Genomic DNA, 20,129 nt, shown 5'->3' with positions numbered 1-20,129 from the left:
GGTCTCGCGGGAGCGGGCGTCTTCCGGGGTGGCATGCACGTCCTCCGTGGGGATGCTCCCGCTACGCGCTCTTGCGGCGCCGCATCATCGCCTCGTACGAGCGGCCCACGCTTTGGGAGAGGATGAGCAGCTCGCCCACGTCCGGCGGCGTGAGCTGGTCCGGCCCGTTGTCCACGTACAGGAGGTGCACCACCTTGCCGCGCACCAGCAGCGGCAGGATGACCGCCGTCGTGGGGAAGCCGCCGCCCAGGAGCTTGTAGAACACCCCCATCGCCGCATCCCGCTTCACCGGGCCCACGTAGTGCGAGCGCGTGTCGCGCACCAGCCGGAAGGTGCTCTGCTCCCTCAGCGCCACGCCGATGCGCCGCACCGCCGCGTCGCGCACCGAGGACCCCATGCCGTGCCAGCCCGTCACCAGGCCGCCCTGCACCGACAGCAGCAGGTTGCGCTTCCACTTGCCCAGCGCGAAGCGCAGCACCGTGCGCGCCACGTCCTCGCGGTCCGAGCTGCGCGCCAGCTCCGCCTGTGCCTCGGCGAAGGTGAGCGGCGTCGGCGGCGGCGCGGGCGGCCGCGGCACGGGCACCGCCTCCGGAGGCACCACCCCCGGTCCGGCCGCCATGGGAGCCACGGGCGCCTGCGGGCGCTGCGGCTGCGCCACCGGAGGCACCAGCGTCACCGGCGGCGGAGTCATCGGGAAGGGCTGGGCCGGCACCACCGGCGGCCGGGGCTGCGCGGGCGCCACCGGGCGCTGCACCACTGGAGCGACAGGGGCCACCGGCACGGGCACGGGCTCCACCACCTCCACGCCGGTGATGACCTCCTCCTCCGCCTCGCCCATGTCTCCTTCGTAGTCCGCGCCGCCACGCAGCGCCTGCGCGTAGACGGACTGGAACTCCTCCTCGCTCATCAGGTCCGGCGCCTTCTCCGACGCCTTCGCCAGCTCCGCCTGCGAGCCCGGCGCGGGGCGCGGCCGGATGGCGTTCATGTCGATGGCGCGCAGCTGCCGGAACGCCTTGCAGTAGCGGCGCAGCAGCTGGTTCATCCGGAACTCGGGGATGACCACCGGCACCACCCGCTTGCCCGTCTTGAAGGCAATCGAGTCCAGCGTCTCGAAGTCGTGCGGGTTCACCACGGCGATGCTCAGCCGCGTCGCGTCCACCCGCATCGGCAGGTACTCCTTGTCGTCCGCGTGGTTCGGCTTCACCAGCTCCAGCGCCTTGGGGTCCGGCACCAGCTCCCCGGAGGCGAAGGCCGTGTTGTGAAGCTGCCCCAGCACCTTCGCCAGGTCCTGCTCCGCCAGCAGCCCCAGCTCCACGAGGTTCGTCCCGAGCCGCCCGCCATGCACCACCTGTGCCTCGAGCGCTTCCTCGAGTCCCTCGGCGGTGACGAGGCCTTCCTTCAGGAGCAGTTCACCCAGGCGCATGGCTTCCGCTTGTAGCCATGCCTCATCCCGGTCCGCAAGCACGCCTACATGCACTGCGTTGGCGTCAGTCCTCGGGGTGATGGCTGAGCGCCACCCGGTTTCCCTCCGGGTCCCTCACGTACACCGTCCACCGCGTCTCGTGCTCCAGCGGCACGCCCGCCCGGGCCAGGGTCTCCACCGCCCCCGCCCGCCCCGCCTTGGGGATGCGGAACGCCAGCATCAGCAGGCCCGGCCGCTCGTGCCGGAAGGGAGTGGGCTCGGGCGCCACGCCCGCCGCCTCGATGGCCAGGAAGCCGCCTCCGGGCACCCCTACCCAGATGCTCCGCAGGGAGCCGTCCGGCCGGAAGTGCCGGGTCAGCTCCGGGAAGCCCAGGAGGTCCCGGTAGAAGGCGGTCACCCGCTCGAGATCCTTCGCCTGGATGGCCACATGGTGGAAGCCCTGAACGTCCATGAAGCGGATGCTATGGTCTGCGCGCCCATGGCGCGACTGCTCATCGTCGAAGACAACCACGAGCTGGCTTCCCTCATCGTCTCGGCCGCCCAGGGCCGGGGCCACGAGGCGAAGGCGGCCTATACCGGCGAGGCCGCGCTGGAGGCGCTCAGCCCGGGCGCGAAGTGGGATGCCGCCCTGGTGGACCTGCTCCTGCCCGACATCCGCGGCAGCGAGGTGCTCGCCGCGCTGCGCGCCCACGGCATCCCCGCCATCGCCGTCAGCGGCGTCTACAAGGGGGACCGCTTCGCCCAGGAGGCCGTCCAGGTCCACGGCGCCCGCGCCTTCTTCGCCAAGCCCTTCGAGCTGAACACCGTGCTGGAGGCCCTGGAGGCCGCGGGCGGCGTCGCCCCCGTGCCCCGCGCGCCGCCGCCCGTGCGGGAGCCCACGCCGCCCGACGAGCTGCTCGACGCCGAGGACCTCATCGTCCTGGAGGAGCTCGCCGCCGAGTCCGGGGACACGTCCTCGCCCATGCAGGTCGTGCCCGCCACGGCCCCGCTGCCCGGCATCGAAGTGGACGAGGTGGAGCATGCCCTCCCCCTGCCCTTCCAGCGACGGGAGAAGGTGTGGAGCAGCAGCGCGGCCTCCCCCGCGGCGCCCACGCGCGGCTCCCTGCCGGAGTGGACGCTCGGTGGCGACCTCAAGGACACCTCCGTCGCGCGGCTGCTCAACGCCTACTACGAGGCACGCCACCACGGAGAGCTGAAGCTCAAGCAGGGCTCCGTCCTCAAGGTCGTCTACTTCGAGGCCGGCCGCGTCGTGTACGCCGCCTCCAACCTGGGCCAGGAGCGCTTCGGCCGCTTCTGCGTGCGCCGCGGCGTGCTGCCCGAGTCCCGGCTGGCCGAGGTGGCCGCGTACGCCAGGGAGCACAACCTGCGCACCGGCGAGGCGATGCTGCGCATGGGCATCATGGACGCCGCGCGCCGCCAGCAGCTGCTCGAGGAGCAGGTGAAGGAGATCATCTGGTCCACCTTCACCTGGACCGAGGGCAACTACGGCTTCAGCGCCATGCGCCCGCAGCGCGCGGACCTGGTGAAGCTGTCCGTCTTCCCCGGTGACCTGGTGCTGGAGGGCGTGGAGAAGACGGAGACGCTGGTGGCGCTGCGCCAGCGCATGCCCCGCTCACGCCGCCTCTTCCCCACGGCGGACCCGCCGTATGGCCTGCACGAGCTGAAGCTGCAGGGGCCACAGGCGCTGCTGCTCGCGTATGCGGACGGCAGCAAGACGGTGGAGGACCTGCTCGCGCTCACCGACCTGTCCGAGCGTCAGGCGCTGGCCACGCTGCGCGGGCTGGAGCTGCTCGGCATCCTCGAGGAGCGGCCGGAAGCGCCCAGCCGGCGCCACCGCATCACCTTCGGGCTCTAGTCCCGACGGCGGCGCAGCACCCGGGCCAGCGCCAGCAGCCCGAAGAGCGCCGCCTCCGAGCCACCTCCCGAGCACCCGCACCCGGAGGTGCCCGGCGCCACGGGAGTGACTCCGGAGACGAGCACCCGGTTGAGCGTCACCTCTCCGCCGAAGCGGGGCGAGGCCAGCAGCCGGGGACGGGCCACGTACGTCAGCGCGCGGGTGGCGTTGGGCTCCAGCGTCACGCCCTCCACCACGAAGCCGCCCTCCACCGCCTGCTCCGTGACGGGCTGGCCGTCCAGCTTCACGCTGCCGGGAACCACCTCCAGCCCCTCCACGCGCTCCACATGGCGCAGGGTCCGCACGCCACACGCCGAGGTGTTGCGCAGCCGCGCCACCACGCCCACCAGCCCCGTCTCCGACGTGCTGGGAGACTCCGTCTCGTACCGCAGCTCCACGAAGGGCTCCGCGGTGATGGGCACCTCGTGACGCGTGGTGGCCGTCCTGCCATCTCCCGCGTCCGCCGTGACACGCAGGGTGATGAACGCGCCCACCAGGTCCTCCAGCGCCGTCTCCCGCGTGGCCACGGTGACGCTCTGGCCGGACAGCGGCCCTTCCGTGAGCTCGGGCCCGCTCTCATACGTCCAGGCCAAGGCGCTGGCGCGGCAGGCGTTGGCGGGAATCGTCTGCGTGAGCGTGGCCGTCGCGCCCTCGCCGCAGCGGGCCACCAGCGCCGTGCCCTCCAGGGGCCCCAGCTCCACGGGGCGCGTGTCCTGCACGACGAGCGACTCCGTGTCTCCCGCGACGGCCGAGCCGGTGCTGTAGTCGAAGAGCTGTCCCTGGACGCGGTATCCACCGGTCGAGCACGCCTCCGGCAGCGCGGGACGCCACGTCCCGGGCACGGCCACCTCCTCGGACACCACCTGCACGCCGCCTTCTTCCAGGGTCATCCGCGCACGCAGGCGCTCATCCGGGCAGCGCAGTGACGTCCCCACGCCCAGCTCCACGGTGCCCGCCGGGGAAGAGGCCACCGTCAGGTCCAGGCTCGCGGTGGCGAAGTCCTCCACCCTCGGCGCCGCGTCCACGCGGACCACTGCGTCGGCGCTCTCCTGCACTCCCGCGGCGGTCGTCTCGAGCCGGTTGCGGGCGGTGAGCGACAGGCTCCCGCGCGCGCACGAAGCCGCTTCCACCCGGAGCTGGGGGCTCACGACCGGGGACGCGAGCGAGACGGGGTTGCCGTCCGCGTCGAGCACCGTGAAGCCCTCGGGCACGCCCGTGGCCAGGTCGGAGAGCCGCCACTCGGTCTCCACGGGAGGCAGCTCCGGAGTGGCCGCGCACGGGTGCAGCGCATCGGGCGCCACCACCACGCTGGCGCCCAGGCTGGACTCGAGGTTGCGCACCGCGCTCGCGGCGAAGGGGACCGAGGGGCGGCCCCAGGGCGCCACGTCCACGGTGAAGGGCGTGGTGTCCGACCACGCGCCCCCTTCGTCCCGGCCCTGTACCGCGTACGTATAGGTCCGGCCGGTCGGCGAGCAGAGGAAGGGCGGAGGCGTGAAGGTGGCCCTGCCCATGGCATCCGTGACGAGCGCAGGCTGGTCCGGGCCGACCGAAGTCCACTGGTAGCCCTCCGTCTCGCACTCGCCGCCGCCAGGGGAGGCGACGAACTCGCGCGGTTCTCCGGAGGCCGCGGTGGAAGCGCTCGCGGGCGTCACACCCGGCTTCGCCGGGCCCCTCACGTTGGCGACACGGATGGAAACCGTCGCGGTGGCATCGTGGCTCGCCAGGCCGTCCGACGCGAAGACGGACAGCTGCGTCAGCTCGTCCTTGCAGACGATGGGGGGCGCGGTGAGCGTCACGTCCAGGCGGTCCGGCCCGGGCACGGAGGCGACGCCGTCCAGCAGCCCCTGCGCCACGGTGGCGTCCATCGACACGCGGACCGGGTCGGAGTCTCCGTCCGTGGCGGAGAGCTGGAACTGGCCGCTCCCGCCTTCGTTGACGACGAGGGTCGTCCCCACGTTGAGCACCGGGCCCACTGCGTTGCGATTGGCGATGAGGTTGCCACCGACGCCCGTGGGACGGTCCAGTCCGATGACACAGAGGGAGGACTCCGAGCAGGCGACCGCCACGGGCACCTCGTTGGAGCCCTCCAGGCTCTGGCTGTTGAGCGTCGGGTGGACGCGCCACTGCGTGCCCGCATTGGCCGCGCTGTCCGCCGGGACGGCCTGGAAGACGACAATCTGGCCGTTCCCATCCGTCCCCACCGCCAGGCCGTAGCCCTCACCGTACTGGCTACCACCGCCGGTGTTCATGTCCACCGCGACGATGGATACGGGTGACCCCGCATCGGGCAACGACACCTGGGAGAACGGCAGGATGGGGCCCGTCTCGGGAGGTGTCGGGGGCCGGAGCACCCCGCGGAACAGCCGCGTGTCCCTCGCCAGCAGTGCGACAGGGTCCGTCCCTCCCGAGAAGAGGTCCAGCACGACGCGCTCACCGAAGTTGATGCCCCCTTGCACGGTGACCTCGGCCTGCTGCCGGTCTCCCCGGAACCACAGGAAGGCCGCGGGGCCCAGGTTGAGGCGGAAGAGCGCATGCGGGACTGCGCCCTGCGTATCCGTCACGCTCATCGGCGAGCCAGGGGTGTACGCACCATTGCTGACCGGTATCGCATCCCAGGCCAGGCGGCCGACCCGCACCGGCGGCACCGTCAGGAGCTGGAGGTCGTTGAGATCCACCCTCACCACCGCGTAGCCGGTGCCTGACGGAGTGAACTGAACCCGCTCGACGACACGGGAGTTGGCGGTCGGATGGAACGGCAGGATGCTGCCCGGCTGCCAGCACGTGTTCGCGCTGTAGGTGGTGCTGTCCGGCTTCACCGCGGCGTAGCAGGCCCCGGACACGAAGGTGCCCACCACGTACCCCTCCGGGAAGGACTCGACACGGCCCGGAGTGAAGACATCCATGTAGGGCGTCGCCACGGCCGTGAAGGCGCCATTCGGCCAGGCCTCTACGTATTGGACGCGCTCGCTCGCATCGAGCTGCTCCCAGCCGGCGGACGCCGTTGTGGCCATACCCAGACAGAGGCTGAAGACGATGGCGGCGCGCACGGCTTGCTCCTAGTAGGCCACTTCGGCTCGCAGGTAGAGCCGGTCCTGATTCTCCGTCGAGTCGTCCGTCAAACCCAAGCCGCTGAAGCCCAGCAGTGTGTACCCGGCGGCCATGCGCAGGCGCTCGTCCACGCGGTAGCCCACCTCCGCCCTCACGGCCGTCAGCCGCTCGCCCTCCGGCGAGGCCGTCCTCCGCGCCAGCTCGGCTCCCACCTCCAGCCCTCCCACCACCCTCACCGCCGGTCGCACCGTGCCCGTCCACACCCAGCGCACGGAGTCACCCAGGCTGGAACGGCCAGCGTGCAGCCCTGCCGCCACGGAGAGCCGGTCTCCCACCTTCACCGCCGGCAGGAGCGAGAAGATCTGCAGCGCCCGCTCACCGAAGGCGGCGCGCGCCCCGGGCAGCAGCTCGCGCGTGAGGCCGTAGCGCGCCACCACGAGCCAGGGCCCGGGCCGCCACGCCACCGCCGCGTAGCCCTCCACCAGCCGGGACTCCAGGGCCTCGGCACCCGCGGTGCGAGCGAAGTCCACACGGCCCGAGGCCGTCACGTCCTCGTGCAGCTCCGCCTGCGCGGCCAGCGCCACCACCGCCTGCAGCCGGTCCACCGGTGTGGTGGCACCGCGCTCCGGCGTGCCCTCCTCGTGGCGCAGCTCCACCCGGCCGTCCAGCCGCAGGCGCTCCAGCACGAGCTGTCCGAAGACGCCGGCCGCGTCCCGCTCCAGCGGCGGGTCCACGTCCAGCAGGCTGCGCACGCCGCGCTCGTAGCGCGCGCCCACGCTGAAGCCGCCGGTGACTTTCTGCTGGAGGCCCACCGCGCGAGCCAGCCGCACGGAGGTGGCGTCATGCGCGCCCACGTCCTCCACGAAGAGGGCGGTGCCGCTGTCGGGCAGCTCGGTGCGCGCCCCCGTCAGCGTGCGGCCCGCGCCGAAGTCCGGCCCGTCCACGTCCACCGAGTAGCCGCCGTAGTACACCTCCTGCCCGCTACGCGACTCCACGTTGGCCCACGCGCGCGGGCCCAGCTCCGGCCCCCAGCCGCCATGCACGCCCACCCGCGTGTCCTTCGACACGTCCACGTCCACGCCCGCCGAGCTGAAGGTGTCGTCCACCCGCCCCGGCCCCTCGCCGTGCAGCGCCAGCGCGTGCCGGTGCGCCGCGCGCAGCGCCACGCGCTCGAACGCGCGCCAGGTGCCCGCCACGCCCGCGGACGTGCGGCCCCCGAAGAGCGCCGGGCCCGCGCCCGCCACCTCGGCCGCGCTCAGCCGCGAGTCGCGCACCTCCAACTGCACGCCCCAGCGCGCCTCCTCCCAGCCCACGCCCGCGCCCAGCGTGCGCGCCGAGAAGGGCGTGTCCAGGAAGGGCTCGCGCGGGTCGGCCGAGCGGCGCTCATCCGCCAGCAGCGTCAGGCCGAGGCGGCCCAGGGGCTGGCGCACGCGCAGCGAGCTCTGGCGGAAGCGCGTCGCCTCCGAGTGCGCCCCGTCCGAGAAGCCCTTCCCGCGCAGGCGGAAGGCCGCGTCCACCGAGCCTCCACCGCCCAGCGGGCCAGGGCCGCGCACGCGCAGCGTCAGCGCCTCGCCCCGCGTCTCCAGCGCTCCCGGGGCGGGGCGGAGGAAGCTGAGGCCGCCGTCGTCCGACACGCCGAAGAGGCCCGACTCCACCGCCGAGCCCCGACTGGACGCCGCCTCCGCCAGCAGCGAGTACGCCCCCACCTTCGCGCTCGCCCGTCCGGAGTAGAGCGTATACGGGCGGCCGTCACGCCCCTCGCGCACCGCGGCCAGGCCCAGGCGCGTGCCCTTCAGCTCGGCCCACACCTCGCCGCCCGCGGCGTCCCGCGCGTCCGACACGCGCAGCGCGGCGTAGTCCGCCACCAGCACCGGCTCCGGAGACTCCGTCAGCGCGTCGGTGCGCAGCCAGGCGTCGCCCGCGAGGAAGGACAGCGGACGCGCCAGGAGGATGCGGCCGGAGAAGTAGTCGAGGTCGTAGTCGCGCCCGCGAACCAGGTGCCGCTCCGCCAGCGGCAGGCCGGTGACGCCGTCGCGAACCTCCACGCGCAGCAGCTCCGAGCCCTCCGCCACCGAGCCCGTGCCCAGGTAGTAGAGGCTGCCGCCGGTGGCGCGCAGCTCCTCGTGCGCGGGCACCGCGGCCAGCAGCCGGCTGGGGTCCGCCAGGCTCCCACCGAAGGCCTCCAGGCCCGCGCGCGCCGTCGTCGTGTCCTGCTCCGGGCCCGTGCGCAGCTCCGCGTAGGGGCCGAAGAGGGGCCGGTGGTAGCGGCCCACCTCGCGGTCCTGCATCAGCGCCCGGTACGTGCCCAGGCCCGCGCGGCCGAGCGCCTCGTGCCGGGCCTCCAGCCGCAGCCGCCCCTCCGCTGCGTTGGGTGTCAGCGACACCGAGTCGTCGCCCCACTCGGCGGGCGTGAGGTCCAGGTCCGGCGCGCGCTCGAAGCGCTCCGGCACGCGAGGGCGCAGCCAGTCCGGCAGGCTGGCGCCATTCAGCGTCCGGCCGTCCGTGTCGCGCAGGTCCAGCTCGCCCACCAGCTCCACGTCCCCCAGCCGCAGCTCGGCGTGCGCGGAGCCCCGTCCGCGAAGCTGCACGTCTCCGTCCGCGGGCGCCCAGGTGGCCTCCACGTCCAGCAGGCCCACGGCGAAGGGGCGCGCCGTCGCGGCAATCTCCAGCGTCTCCTTCCGGGGCGGCTCGCCCGGCACCTCCAGCTGGAGTGGCACCGCGTTGCGGCCCGGCTCCAGCACCACGGGCACCTCGACACGGCCCTCGGGCCCCACCACCTGCTCGCCCTTCGGCGTGCGCACGCGCGTGCCTTCCGGAGCCTCCACGCGCAGCCGGGTGCTGCCGCTGGCCACCGGCTCGTCCCGTCCCGCCGGAAGCTGGAGCGAGCCCGTGGGCTCCATCGGCCGGGGCGCCACCAGCCACCCGCTGTCGCGGCGCACCACGTCCACGCGCTGGCGGAACAGGCGCACCGCGCCGTCGGGCGCCGTGGCGGTGATGGCCAATAGATTCTCTCCGCTCACCAGCGGCACGAGCGCGCGCCAGGCGCCCCTCGCATCGACCGCCGCCTCCACGCCCGCCACGACGACGCGGTCTCCCGGCCCGGCCTGTCCGGCCACCTGGAAGCGCACCGCGCCCTCCCCCGCCACCAGCTCCGCCACCGGCGGCGCCGCGTCGTAGGAGAGCACCACCGGCGGCGCCACCGTCGTCTGCCCGCGCACGGCGAAGTCCTGGAGGGCGACGGCGCCCCACGGCACCTCCACCGTGGCGGCCTCCGGGCTCACCCGGCTGCCGGCCGGCAGCGAGCGCGCGTCCACCTTCACCCGCTGGCGGCCCGGACGCAGGTGCACGCCCCCCGTCGCATCCGGCACACGCGCGTCCACGCCGTTGACGTGGTAGCGCCCGCGGGCATCCGTGCGCACCTCGCGGCCGGTGCTCAGCACCAGCCTCACGCCCGCCAGCCCCGGCTCCTCCGGAGCACAGCGGCCGTCGCCATTCACGTCCTGGCACACCCGGCCGGCGAGCGAGGACGCCAGCGAGGCCACGTCCGCCGTCAGCCCCTGCGCGCCCACGGACAGGGGCAGCAGCAGCGCGACGCCGAGCCACCGCGCCACGCGCCTCAAGGCCGCACCTCGGCCAGGGCGGTGACGCCCGTCTTCACGTCCGCGACGGAGACGCCCACCGGCCCTGCGGCGCGCACGGTGAAGGAGGTGCGCCCGTCGCGGACCTCTTCGTCCACGCGCTCGCCGGCGGACAGCGCCACGTGCACCCTGCGTCCCTCCAGCACCCGGCCGCGCGGGTCCTCCACCCAGTACGTCACGCGGGTGCCCTCCACCTTCAGCCGCACGTTCACCGGCACCTCGGGCGCCAGCCGCACCCGCTGCGACACCGCGCCGGGGACGAGGGCCGTCCCCAGCGGGAAGACCGGGCCCTCCACGCCGAGCACATGGACTGTCTGGGCCAGGCCCGGCCACACGCCATGCGCCACCTCCAGCCTGCCGGGCCGGAGCGCCCCGAGGCGCAGCGTGCCATCCACGCCCGTCACCACCGGCTGCCCGTCCACGCGCAGCGGCTGCGACGGCACCGGCAGGCCCGCCAGGTCCGCCACGCCCGCGAACAGGACACCGCCCTCGCGCCACACGGAGATGCGCGCGGGCTCGCTCCCCGCCGGCCCCCAGGCGCGTACCGTCGGCGCCACCTCGGCCGCCACGCCCGACTCAGGCGGCGTCCAGGTGCTGGTGAAGGTGCCCGGCGGCGACTCCACCGGCGGCGAGAAGGTCCCCACCGCCGCATGGAGGTCCAGGACCGCCCCGGGGCGCGGCCGGGAGAAGGCGTCGCGCGTCGTCACCTTGAGCGTAGCCTGGGAGCCGTAGTGGATCAGCGCGTCCGACACGGCCACGCCCACCTCCGCCACCGGGCCCTGCACCAATTGGAGCGCCGGCGCCTCGCGCGAGCCGCGCTGGGGCCACAGCGCCTCGAGGCGCTCCTCCGCCGCCAGCGCGCGAGGCGCCGTGTAGCGCCACTCCAGCAGGCCTCCTTCGGCGCGCACCGGACCGCGCAGGGTGCCGTGGCGCGCCTGGGCCGTCACCCGCGCGTCCTCCACTGGCCGGCCCAGGGGGTCACTCGTGGCGCACACCAGCCGGGCCTGCGACGCGCCGTCCGCCGGCAGCCGCTGCGGTTGCAGCACGCACGCGAGGCCATCCGTGGGCGGCAGCTGCAGGTCGATGGGCATGCGCCGCACGTTGCCCACCCGGTCCACCACGCGGCCCTGCCCGAAGCGGTGTCCCGGCGGGACGATGATGGGCAGCCGGAAGCGGCCCTCCGGCCCCGCCGCCACCGGGCCGAAGCTCCTGCCCGCGATGTCGATGGAGATCTGCGCGTCCGGCTCCGTGGTGCCCGGCAGCGTCACCGACGCGGCCAGCGGGACGAGCACACGCCCGTACGCGCCATGGATGGACTGCGGGCTGGGCCACGCGGAGAACGCCACCAGGATGGCCACCTCCGGGTAGCGCGTGTCCGGCAGCACGTAGCGGGCGCGGTACGTGCCGGGCCCGGTGCGCTCCAGCGCCTCCACGCGGCCGATGCTGGCGCGCACCACGGGCGGCGCGCCGCTGTCGTCCTCGGCGCCGTCCGGCCGCACCATCCGCACGGTGAGCAGCGCTTCCTTGTCCCGGCCCTTCACCGGCGCGGGCGGTTCCAGCGCCAGCCGCACCTCGGTGGCCGGCGGGCCGAGCACGTAGCGCGCCCGCGTCTCCAGGCCATCCACGCGCGCGCTCACCACCACGTCCCGCGCGCCCGGCCGCGGCACCACCACGAAGGTGCGCAGCGGCGGCTGCTCGGGGCCCTCGCGCAGCTCCGCGCCCTCCGCCACCACCGCGGGCGCGCCCACCGGCACCGGCGTCCCCGCGGCGTCCTTCCTCACCAGCGCCACGGGAAAGCCATCCGGAGCCACGGCGGACGACGGCCCGAGGATCTCGAGCGTGTCCGCCCAGGCCGGGGCGCACAGCAACAGCAGGGCTGAGAGGAGGAACCGGTTCAGGCCCTGTAACTCTACAGTCCCCCGGCTCTGCGCCGAAGTTCCTTCCGCACCACGCGCACGGCTTCGCGCCGGGGCCTCACCAGCCACAGCGCCACCGCCATCAGTCCCATCAACGCGACAGAGCCACCAGACGTGCTGCACCCGCCCGGAACAGGGCCGCCACGCACAGCGCCCTCGGGAATGAAGGTCACGGATGACACCGTCGCGGCCCGGAGCGCCACGGGCGGAACATGCCTTCCGGCGATGACCTCCTCCCCCGGCGCCGGCGGCTCGGGCACGTCCCCCGACGGCTCGCACTGCGGCGGCGGGGTGTAGACACGGATGCGGTACGCACTTCCGGCTTTTCCGGAGATCGTCGCGTTCATCGCGTTGTCGCCATCGAAGACGACGCCCACGGCGATGGTGGAGGAGCCCTGCCGGAAGTGGGCGGGGCTGACCTTCTCGTGGCCGTTGAGCAACACCCGGCCGGACGTGGCGCGCACGCCGGTATGGCCGTTGTCCACACACAGCGCGCCGTAGCCCGAGGCCGGGAAGTCCAGCGCCGCGCACTCGGGCTCGTTGAGGTTGCGCGTCACGTCCAGCGTGGCCACCAGCGGCCAGTCCCCGGGGTTGGCGCAGACGTCCGCGGGAATCCGGCCCTCCTTGGGCTGCTGGCAGGACGGCTGCTCCGGCGCCTTGAAGGTGAAGGAGTGCACGTTGAAGTCGCCGTTCTCCGGCACCGTCCACACCACCCGCGCCGTGCCGTCCGGGGCCACGCTCAGGTCATTGAGGTTCTCGTTCTCCGGCGAGCTCGTCAGCGTGTACAGGAGCTGCGTGCGCAGGTCGTAGACGACGATGTCGAAGTCGTTCTTGAGGGGGTCCCTGCGCTCGAAGGCCACCAGCGAGCCGCTGATGCTGGGGTTGGCGTCCAGCCCGGGCAGGGCCAGCCGCTGCTCGGCGCCGCCGCCCACGGGCTTCCAGTAGATGTCGCGGTCCATCACGCCCTCCACCGCGCGCGTGCTGGCGTACACCACCACCTGGCCGTTGGTGTCCGGCTGGGACTCCTCGCCCTCGGTGCCGGTGAGCCGCAGGGCGTTGAAGCCCGTGCCGTTCCACGCCGCCTGCCAGATGTCGCAGCCCAGCCCCTGCCCGTCGCACTTGGCCCAGACCACCGTGCGCCCGTCGGGGGCCACCGCCGGGGTGCGGTCCTGCAGGCCGTCATTCGTGAGCCGGGTGAGGGTGCCCCGGTCCAGGTCGTACGCGGCCACCTCCGGCTGCAGCGTGTCACCGGTGTAGCCGAAGTCCTGCCACGCCACCGTGCGGCCGCCGATCACCGCGGCCCGCCGGCTGCTGCCCTCCTCGGGGGCAATCTCCACCGGACCGGACTCGGCGCCCGCCACGTCGAAGGCGTAGATGGCGCTCGCGGAGCTCACGCGGGTGAACACCACCGTCCCGCTGCCCACGTCCGACACGAAGTCGAAGGCGCCGTTGTTGGGAATGGCCGCGTCCTGGCCCGTCACCAGGTCGTGGTAGCGAATCTCGCTCTGGCCCCGGGCCTCGTTGGTGTAGGCCACCAGGGCGCCGCTCACGTGCGGGTCCGTCTGGTCTCCCGGCCCCCCGTTGACGACCTTCCGGGTACCGGTGATGGGGCGAGCCGTCACCTGCGCGAAGGCGGGCGACAGCGAGGAACTCAGGCAGCAAGCCAGGGCCAGTGTCCGCAGCATCGGAAACGACCTCCCGGAGACTCCGAGACGACGACCCACGCCCCGCACAAGGCACTGTGGGCCCCGGAGAATCCGGTGCTGGCTTCCCACGGCGGTCACGGCCGGCCGTACTTCAGGCCCCGCGGCTTTGCGCACCAAGGCTTTCGCCCTGGATTGCCCTTGAACAGGAACGTCGAGACGCCACTCTAGGGAGCCCCGTCGCCGGGGGTCAAGGCGATCGCACGCTCGTCCGCCGGGCTTCTAGGGGGAAGCGTCGTTTGCCTGATTCCAGATGTCCTGCGTGTCCGTCTTCAGGGCGGGAGGCGTGGTGTCGACGACCACGTCCTGCCGGTCCCTCTGTTCAATACGCCCCACTCCGACGGCGCGGACATCCACCGTGTTGCGGCCCTCGCGCAGCGCCACCTTGCGCTCGAAGTGGCCCTGGGCGTCGGGGATGAGGGTGACGCCGTCGACTTCCACGCGGCTGCCGGGCTCGGTCTGCCCGCGCACCACCAGCTCGCGCTCGCGCCGCGTGCGCTCTCCGGGCCAGTCCACCTTGAGGAGCAGGCTGCCCGGGACGGCGGCGGGCTCGGACGGGGCCTGGCCGGGCCGGATGACGGCCTGCTGGCCCGCGCGGACGATGACGACCTTGCCCTGGCCGACGAGGGTGACCTCACCCTCGCGCGTGCCCACGGCCACGGTGCCCGTGCCGTTGTTGCTCATGGTGAACGCGCCGCCCTGCTCCAGGGTGGCCACGGCGTCGGCGTTGGCCGCCTTCACCTCGAAGGTGTGGCGCTTGCCGGACTTCACCACGGCCGTGGCCATACCGCGCGCCAGCAGCAGGCGGGACACGGACTCGGTCAGCTCCTCCACGGAGATCTCCGTGCCGGGGTCCATGCGAATCTCCACGGCCTCGCCGCCGATGAGCATGGCGTACGAGCCGTCCTGGGTGCGCACCTTCTCGTCGCGGCGCAACGAGGTGCCTACGGTTGCCGCGCGCCAGGCGCCATCCGGTTGCAGCACCTCCACGGTGCCGGACACCTCGGTGAACTCCAGCACCAGCGGCCGCTTCGCCACGGGCGGCGCCACGGCGACGGGCGGCAGCGGAGGCGGGGGTGGCGGGGGCGGCTCGCGCAGGAACACGAACCACCCCAGCGGCAGCGCCGCGAGGATCAGCACGAGGCCGACCAGGAAGGGCGTCTGGCGTCGGGGGGCGCGAGGGTCAGCCATGGGACGCCTTGCTTGGTATCACACCCCGTGCAGCCGCTCACGCCTTCGGCAGAAACACGGTGAAGCAGGTCCCCTGCCCTACTTCCGAGCGCACGTCGATGCTACCGCCCGTCTCCGTCACCACCCGCCACACGACGCTGAGGCCCAACCCCACGTTGGACCACACGTCCTTGGTGGTGAAGAAGGGCTCGAAGATTCGCGGGCGGATGTCCGGGGAGATGCCCTTGCCCGTGTCCTCCACCTCGAGGAAGGTCCGGCCGTCCCGCTCGCCGGTGCGCAGGGTGAGGCAGCGCGTGGGCGTCTTCAGCATGGCCGTGCGCGCGTTGGACAAGAGCGCCAGCACCACCTGGGACAGGTGCCCGGGGTCCGCGCGCACGCGGCCCAGCCCCTGGCCCAGCTCGGTGACGAGGGTGATGCCGTCGCCGCGGATCTGGTGCTCGGTGAGGCTGAGCGCGTCGCGCACCACGGCGTTGAGGTCCACCGGCCGCAGCTCCGCGCGCTCGCGCTGCTGGGAGAAGCGCAGCAGGTTCTGGGTGATCTCCTTGCAGCGCTTGGCGCTCTGCTCAATCTTCCGCAGCGTCTCCAAATCGGGGTCGGCGGAGCCGCGGTCCAGCATCAGCAGCTGCACGTTGCCGAGGATGCCGGCCAGCGGGTTGTTGATTTCGTGCGCCACGCCCGCGCCGAGCTGCCCCACCGCGGCCAGCTTCTGTGCCTCCAGCAACTGGACCTGGGCGCCCTTGAGCTCGGCGGTGGCCTCGTCCACGCGGGCACGCAGGTCGTCGTTCCACCGCAGCAGCCGGGAGCGCGCGGCCTCCAGCTCGGCGCCCATGCGGTTGAACGTCGTGGCCAGCTCGCTCAGCTCGTCCTGGCCCTGCACCTTCACGCGCCGGTCCAGCTCGCCGCGCCCGTAGGCCTCCGCGCCCTCCACCACGTCCGCCAGCCGGCGGTTGAGGCGGCGCGTGAAGAGCGCGCCCAGCCCGAGCAGCACCAGGAAGGTGCCGCCGATGGAGGCCAGCACGGTGCGCCGCATGGCGCGCACCGGCGCCAGCGCGGTGGCCTCGTCCACGGCCACCACCACGTCGAAGCGCAGCCCCCGGGGCACGCGCGCCACGCTCACCCGGCGGGCCGGCGACTCCACGCGGAAGCTGCGCACGGGCTCCGTCAGCTGGGCCGGGGGCGTGAGCAGCGGCGCGGCCAGCTCCGGCGCCAGCGTCTTCATGCGCCGCTCCGGCTCCGAGCTGGCCAGCACGCGCCGGTCCTCGTCCACCAGGTCGATGCGGCCCAGCCCACCGGCCGCGCGCCGCGCCAGCACGCTCTCCAGCGCGGTGAAGACCACCTCGGCCAGGGCGAAGGGCGCGTTCTCTCCTTCCGCCAGCTTCACCGCCACGGCCACCGCCGCCGGCTCGCCCTCCGCATGTGCATAGGCACTGCCCAGCGCGGCCTGCCCCTTGCCGCCGCCGCGCAGCGTCTGCACGGGCATCGAGCGCACCAGTCGCTCCAGCGCCTCGGCCCGGAAGGCCGGGTGCCCGTCCGAGGCCTGGGGGCGGAAGACGGGCGAGCCCAGGGGCCGGCCCTCCGCGTCCAGCTTCAGCACCGCGCTCACCGCCGTGGACTGGCCGTAGAGCAGCCGCAGGCCGCCCACCGTCTCCGCCTCGCTGGCGGACTCCCAGTCGATGAGCTCCGCCGAGCGGGCCAGCGCGTCCACCACCTCCATCAGGGAGGCGCTCACGGCCTCCGCGGTGGCGGAGGCCTGGGCCCGCTGCTCGGCGTCGATGCGCGCGGCCAGCTCGGCCTCGGCGCGCGAGAGCAATAGGAAGCCGACCGCGGCGAGGGGAAGCACCGTCGCGGCCAGCATGAAGAGGACGAGCTGTTGGTAGAGCCTCATCCGGCCACGGAGCGTACCACCTGCTCCCGGTCACTGCGCAGGAAGACGGAGCCCAGGATGGCCTTGGCCCGCTTCTTCATCTCCGCCGCGCGCCGCGCCAGCTCGGCGTGGTCCTGCGAGCCGTCCGTCATCACCGCCACCACCGACACGCTCATGATGGGGAAGCGCCGCTTCTCACCGTAGCGGTCCTCCGCCTCGATGTGGCCGCGCTCCCGGTCCTGCCGGTCGTAGTAGAGCGGGATGATGCGGTCGAAGGTTTCAATCGCCTTCTGGCAGATGCGGTCCACCGTCTCCGTGGAGGTGATGAACACGAAGTCGTCGCCGGCCACGTGGCCCAGGAAGTCCCCGGGCCCGCCCTCCTGCGCGAAGATTTCTCGCATCAGGTCGCCCGTCTGGCGCACCACGCCGTCCGCCTTCGCGAAGCCGTAGTAGTCGTTGTAGGCCTTGAGGTTGTCCAGGTCCAGGTAGCAGAAGGCGAAGGGCCGCCGCGCCAGCAGGCGCCGCTGCACCTCGCGCTCGATCGCCGTGGAGCCCGGCAGCTGCGTGGTGGGCGACGCGGAGAGCTCCTGCTCCTTGCGCCGCATCACGCTCTCCACGCGCGCCCCCAGCTCCAGCGCGTCGAAGGGCTTGGTGAGGTAGTCGTCGCCGCCCAGCTTGAGGGCGCGGACCTTCGAGGACGTCTCCGCGCGGGCGGAGATGAAGATGACGGAGATGTGGCCGCTGGCGCGCTCGGCCTTGATCTCCTCCAGGAAGACGAAGCCGTCGCCGTCCGGCAGCGTGACGTCCAGCAGGACGACGTCCGGCCGGCGCTCGCGCAGGGAGCGGCGCCCCTCTTCGATGGAGCCCGCCGTGGCCACGTCGAAGCCGATGTTCTCCAGCACCTCGCGGCAGATGAGGGCAATCTTCGCGTCGTCGTCCACCACCAGCACGCGGCCGTGGGCCGGGCCCGCGCGGCCCCGCACCAGCGAGTCCACCGTGGCCAGCAGCTTGTCCGACGCCAGCGGGCGCACCAGGAAGGCATCCGCCCCGGCGCGGAAGGCGCGCTGGCGCTCGTCGAAGGCGGACGTCACCAGCAGCGGCGCGCGGCGCGTCTCCGGGTCGTGCCGGAGGATCTCCGCCAGCCGCAGCCCGTCCACGTCCGGCAGCCGCACGGACACCAGCACCATGTCCGGGTGGTACTTGCGCGCGGAGGACAGGCCCTCCTCGGCGTTGAAGGCCAGCCGCACGTCATAGCCGCGCCCGGCCATCAGCGCCTTGGCGATGAAGCCCACCTCGGGCTCACCCTCGATGACCAGCACCCGGCCCCGGCTCTCCTTGCGGCGCGGCTGTGCGGGGACCTCGCTCCCGTCGTCCTGGCGCAGCTCGGGAGGCGGCTCGGTGGGCAGCACCGCCATGAAGCGCACGCCGTCGGTGCACGGCTCGCACCAGATGCGGCCGCCGTGGGCCTCCACGATGTTGCGGCAGATGGCCAGGCCCAGGCCGGTGCCCCGCACGGTGCGGTTGGCCTTGGTGCGCGCCTGCTCGAAGCGGTCGAAGATGCGCTCCAGGCTGTCCTCGGCGATGGGGTCGCCGCTGTTCCAGCAGGACACCACCACGTAGCCCGGCAGGCTGCTGGTGGCGTGCAGCTCCACCCGCACCTCGCCGCCCTCCGGGGTGAACTTCACCGCGTTGTTGAGCAGGTTGTTGAGGACCTGGTTGAGGCGGTTCGGGTCGGCCAGCACGCGCAGCGGATGCCTGGGCAGCACGGGCTTCACCAGGATGCGCTTCTCGCCGAAGGCGGGGCCGTACTTCTCCACCACGCGTTGAATCAGCTCGTCGAGGTACGCCACCTCGAAGTTCATCCGCAGCCGGCCCTTGGCGAACTTCGACAAATCCAAGAGGTCGTCGACGATGGCGTTGAGCTTCTCGGTGGAGTCCTTCGCCAGCGACAGGTAGCGGCGCTGCCGGTCGTTGATGTCGCCGGCCATGAAGTTGAGCACCAGGTCCAGCGCGCCGGAGATGGACGTGAGCGGCGTGCGCAGCTCGTGGCTCACCATGGAGACGAACTCGTCCTTGCGCTCCTCCAGCCGCTTCTGGTCGGTGATGTCGCGCAGCACCACGCACACGCCGCGCAGGTTGCCGCGCGCGTCGCTCACCGGCGTGACGGTGACCTGCACGTGCCGCTCGAAGAGCTTCACCTCCTCGCGCAGGATCTGGCTGCCGCTGTACTCCCAGCCGCGCACCAGGTGGAAGGGCTGGAAGCCCAGCCGCTCCTCCATCATCTTGGTGGTGTGCGCCTCCGGGTCGTCGCCCGCCTGCAGGAGGCGCCGCGCGGCCGGGTTCATCACCACGATGTCGTTCTTCTCGTCGGTGAGGACCACGCCGTCCGCCATGGACTCCACCATCCGCTCCATGCGGTGGCGGGCCTCTTCCTCCGCCGAGCGCAGGGACTGGATGGCGTCCGCGGTCTGGTTGGCCAGGACGTCCAGCAGCACGCCGTCGTCCTCGGTGAAGGCGTCGGGCCGCAGGCTGAACAGCGACAGCATGCCCACCGGGCGCCCGCCGGCCACCAGGTTCACCGTGAGCTGGCTGGGGTACACCGTAGCCGCGGTGGCGTCCTGCGTGGTGGTGCCGGCCACGCGCGTAATCACGCGGTCCTCCGGCAGCAGCAGGCCGCTGCTCTTGCGGTACGCGCCGAGCATGGACTCCTTCACGCCCAGCAGCGCCTTCTCCCCCACCGTGCCGTGGCAGCGCAGGCGCAGCGTGACGCTGCGCGACTCGTCCGGGGCGATGAGCGCCGCGCCGCAGTCGTACGGCAGCACCCGCGCCACGGCGATGAGCACCCGGTCGATGATGTTGTCGTAGCTGGCCGGGTCGTTGGCGCTGGCGCGGCTGACCTCGTACAGGACGAAGAGCGCTTCCACGCGCTGGTGGAGCTGGCGGATGAGCCGCTCCTTGTCCCGCCGCAGCTGCGTGAACTCCACCGCGTTCTTCACGGTGATGAGCAGGTCGTTCACGTCCCACGGCTTGGTGATGTACCGGTACACTTGGCCGCGGTTGATGGCCGCGATGATGTCCTCCGGGTCCGTGTACCCGGTGAGCAGCAGCGTGGTGACGTCGAGGCCCTCGGCGCGCGCCGTGGCCGCCAGCTCGATGCCGGACATCTCCGGCATGCGCTGGTCCGTGACGAGCACGTCCACCGTTTCGCGACGCAGGATTTCGAGCGCGGCCGTACCACTGGAGGCCGTCAGCACCCGATACCGGCGCTGAAACATCCGCGTGAGGATGTCGAGGACGTCGGCCTCGTCATCGACGAACAGCAGCGTGTGGCGGGGCTCGGACAAGGCGGGAGGAATTGTACGCAGAGATCAACGTCCTTCCTCAAGGTGTGAGAAAGGCGACCGTTCAGCACGCACGGTGAGTACGCGGGGGGACGCCGAACGAATTGACTC

At 73.0% G+C, this 20,129-nt stretch carries 10 protein-coding genes; 1 reads left to right on the top strand and 9 read right to left on the bottom strand.

Features of this window, described 5'->3' with window-relative positions:
- Positions 1-61: 61 nt before the first annotated feature.
- Positions 62-1,423, bottom strand: a complete 1,362-nt coding sequence (locus LXT23_RS09090) for a GspE/PulE/PilB domain-containing protein (RefSeq protein WP_253979716.1) — start codon at positions 1,421-1,423, stop codon at positions 62-64.
- A gap of 64 nt (positions 1,424-1,487) precedes the next feature.
- Positions 1,488-1,874 carry a VOC family protein gene (locus LXT23_RS09085; protein ID WP_253979715.1) on the bottom strand — a complete coding sequence of 129 codons (387 nt, stop codon included), beginning with the start codon at positions 1,872-1,874 and terminating at the stop codon, positions 1,488-1,490.
- Positions 1,875-1,886: 12 nt separating this feature from the next.
- Here LXT23_RS09085 and LXT23_RS09080 point away from each other — a divergent pair, with 12 nt between their 5' ends.
- Positions 1,887-3,278 (top strand): response regulator, encoded by a 1,392-nt coding sequence (locus LXT23_RS09080; RefSeq protein ID WP_253980414.1) that lies wholly within the window; start codon positions 1,887-1,889, stop codon positions 3,276-3,278.
- On the opposite strand, the gene LXT23_RS09075 is transcribed toward LXT23_RS09080, so the two are convergent.
- The 7 genes from LXT23_RS09075 to LXT23_RS09045 form a co-directional block, all read right to left on the bottom strand.
- Complete coding sequence (locus LXT23_RS09075; RefSeq protein ID WP_253979714.1) at positions 3,275-6,364, bottom strand: MYXO-CTERM sorting domain-containing protein; 3,090 nt, start codon at positions 6,362-6,364, stop codon at positions 3,275-3,277. The two genes, LXT23_RS09080 and LXT23_RS09075, sit on opposite strands and share 4 nt — an antisense overlap.
- Before the next feature lie 9 nt (positions 6,365-6,373).
- Entirely contained in the window at positions 6,374-9,976 is a 3,603-nt protein-coding gene (locus LXT23_RS09070; RefSeq protein WP_253979713.1) for a flagellar motor protein, read from the bottom strand.
- Positions 9,977-9,981: 5 nt separating this feature from the next.
- On the bottom strand, positions 9,982-11,877 hold the full coding sequence (locus LXT23_RS09065; protein WP_253980413.1) for an Ig-like domain-containing protein: 1,896 nt from the start codon (positions 11,875-11,877) through the stop codon (positions 9,982-9,984).
- A 35-nt stretch (positions 11,878-11,912) separates the two neighbouring features.
- Entirely contained in the window at positions 11,913-13,604 is a 1,692-nt protein-coding gene (locus LXT23_RS09060) for a TolB family protein (protein ID WP_253979712.1), read from the bottom strand.
- Between the two features lie 240 nt (positions 13,605-13,844).
- Complete coding sequence (locus LXT23_RS09055) at positions 13,845-14,813, bottom strand: FecR domain-containing protein (protein WP_253979711.1); 969 nt, start codon at positions 14,811-14,813, stop codon at positions 13,845-13,847.
- Between the two features lie 37 nt (positions 14,814-14,850).
- On the bottom strand, positions 14,851-16,698 hold the full coding sequence (locus tag LXT23_RS09050; RefSeq protein WP_253979710.1) for a sensor histidine kinase: 1,848 nt from the start codon (positions 16,696-16,698) through the stop codon (positions 14,851-14,853).
- Positions 16,695-20,021 carry a response regulator gene (locus tag LXT23_RS09045; RefSeq protein WP_253979709.1) on the bottom strand — a complete coding sequence of 1,109 codons (3,327 nt, stop codon included), beginning with the start codon at positions 20,019-20,021 and terminating at the stop codon, positions 16,695-16,697. Before LXT23_RS09045 ends, LXT23_RS09050 begins: the two co-directional genes overlap by 4 nt.
- Between the last annotated feature and the right edge of the window lie 108 nt (positions 20,022-20,129).

The organism is Pyxidicoccus xibeiensis, from assembly GCF_024198175.1.
Taxonomy (GTDB): domain Bacteria; phylum Myxococcota; class Myxococcia; order Myxococcales; family Myxococcaceae; genus Myxococcus; species Myxococcus xibeiensis.
The sequence above is the reverse complement of the archived record's forward strand: the minus strand, read 5'-3'. Positions and strand labels throughout refer to the sequence as shown.

Excerpts from the sequence above, each read along its gene's own strand:
- LXT23_RS09090 (WP_253979716.1), bottom strand. The coding sequence starts at position 1,423 with ATGCGCCTGGGTGAACTGCTCCTGAAGGAAGGCCTCGTCACCGCCGAG.
- LXT23_RS09085 (WP_253979715.1), bottom strand. The coding sequence starts at position 1,874 with ATGGACGTTCAGGGCTTCCACCATGTGGCCATCCAGGCGAAGGATCTC.
- LXT23_RS09080 (WP_253980414.1), top strand. The coding sequence starts at position 1,887 with ATGGTCTGCGCGCCCATGGCGCGACTGCTCATCGTCGAAGACAACCAC.
- LXT23_RS09060 (WP_253979712.1), bottom strand. The coding sequence starts at position 13,604 with ATGCTGCGGACACTGGCCCTGGCTTGCTGCCTGAGTTCCTCGCTGTCG.
- LXT23_RS09055 (WP_253979711.1), bottom strand. The coding sequence starts at position 14,813 with ATGGCTGACCCTCGCGCCCCCCGACGCCAGACGCCCTTCCTGGTCGGC.
- LXT23_RS09050 (WP_253979710.1), bottom strand. The coding sequence starts at position 16,698 with ATGAGGCTCTACCAACAGCTCGTCCTCTTCATGCTGGCCGCGACGGTG.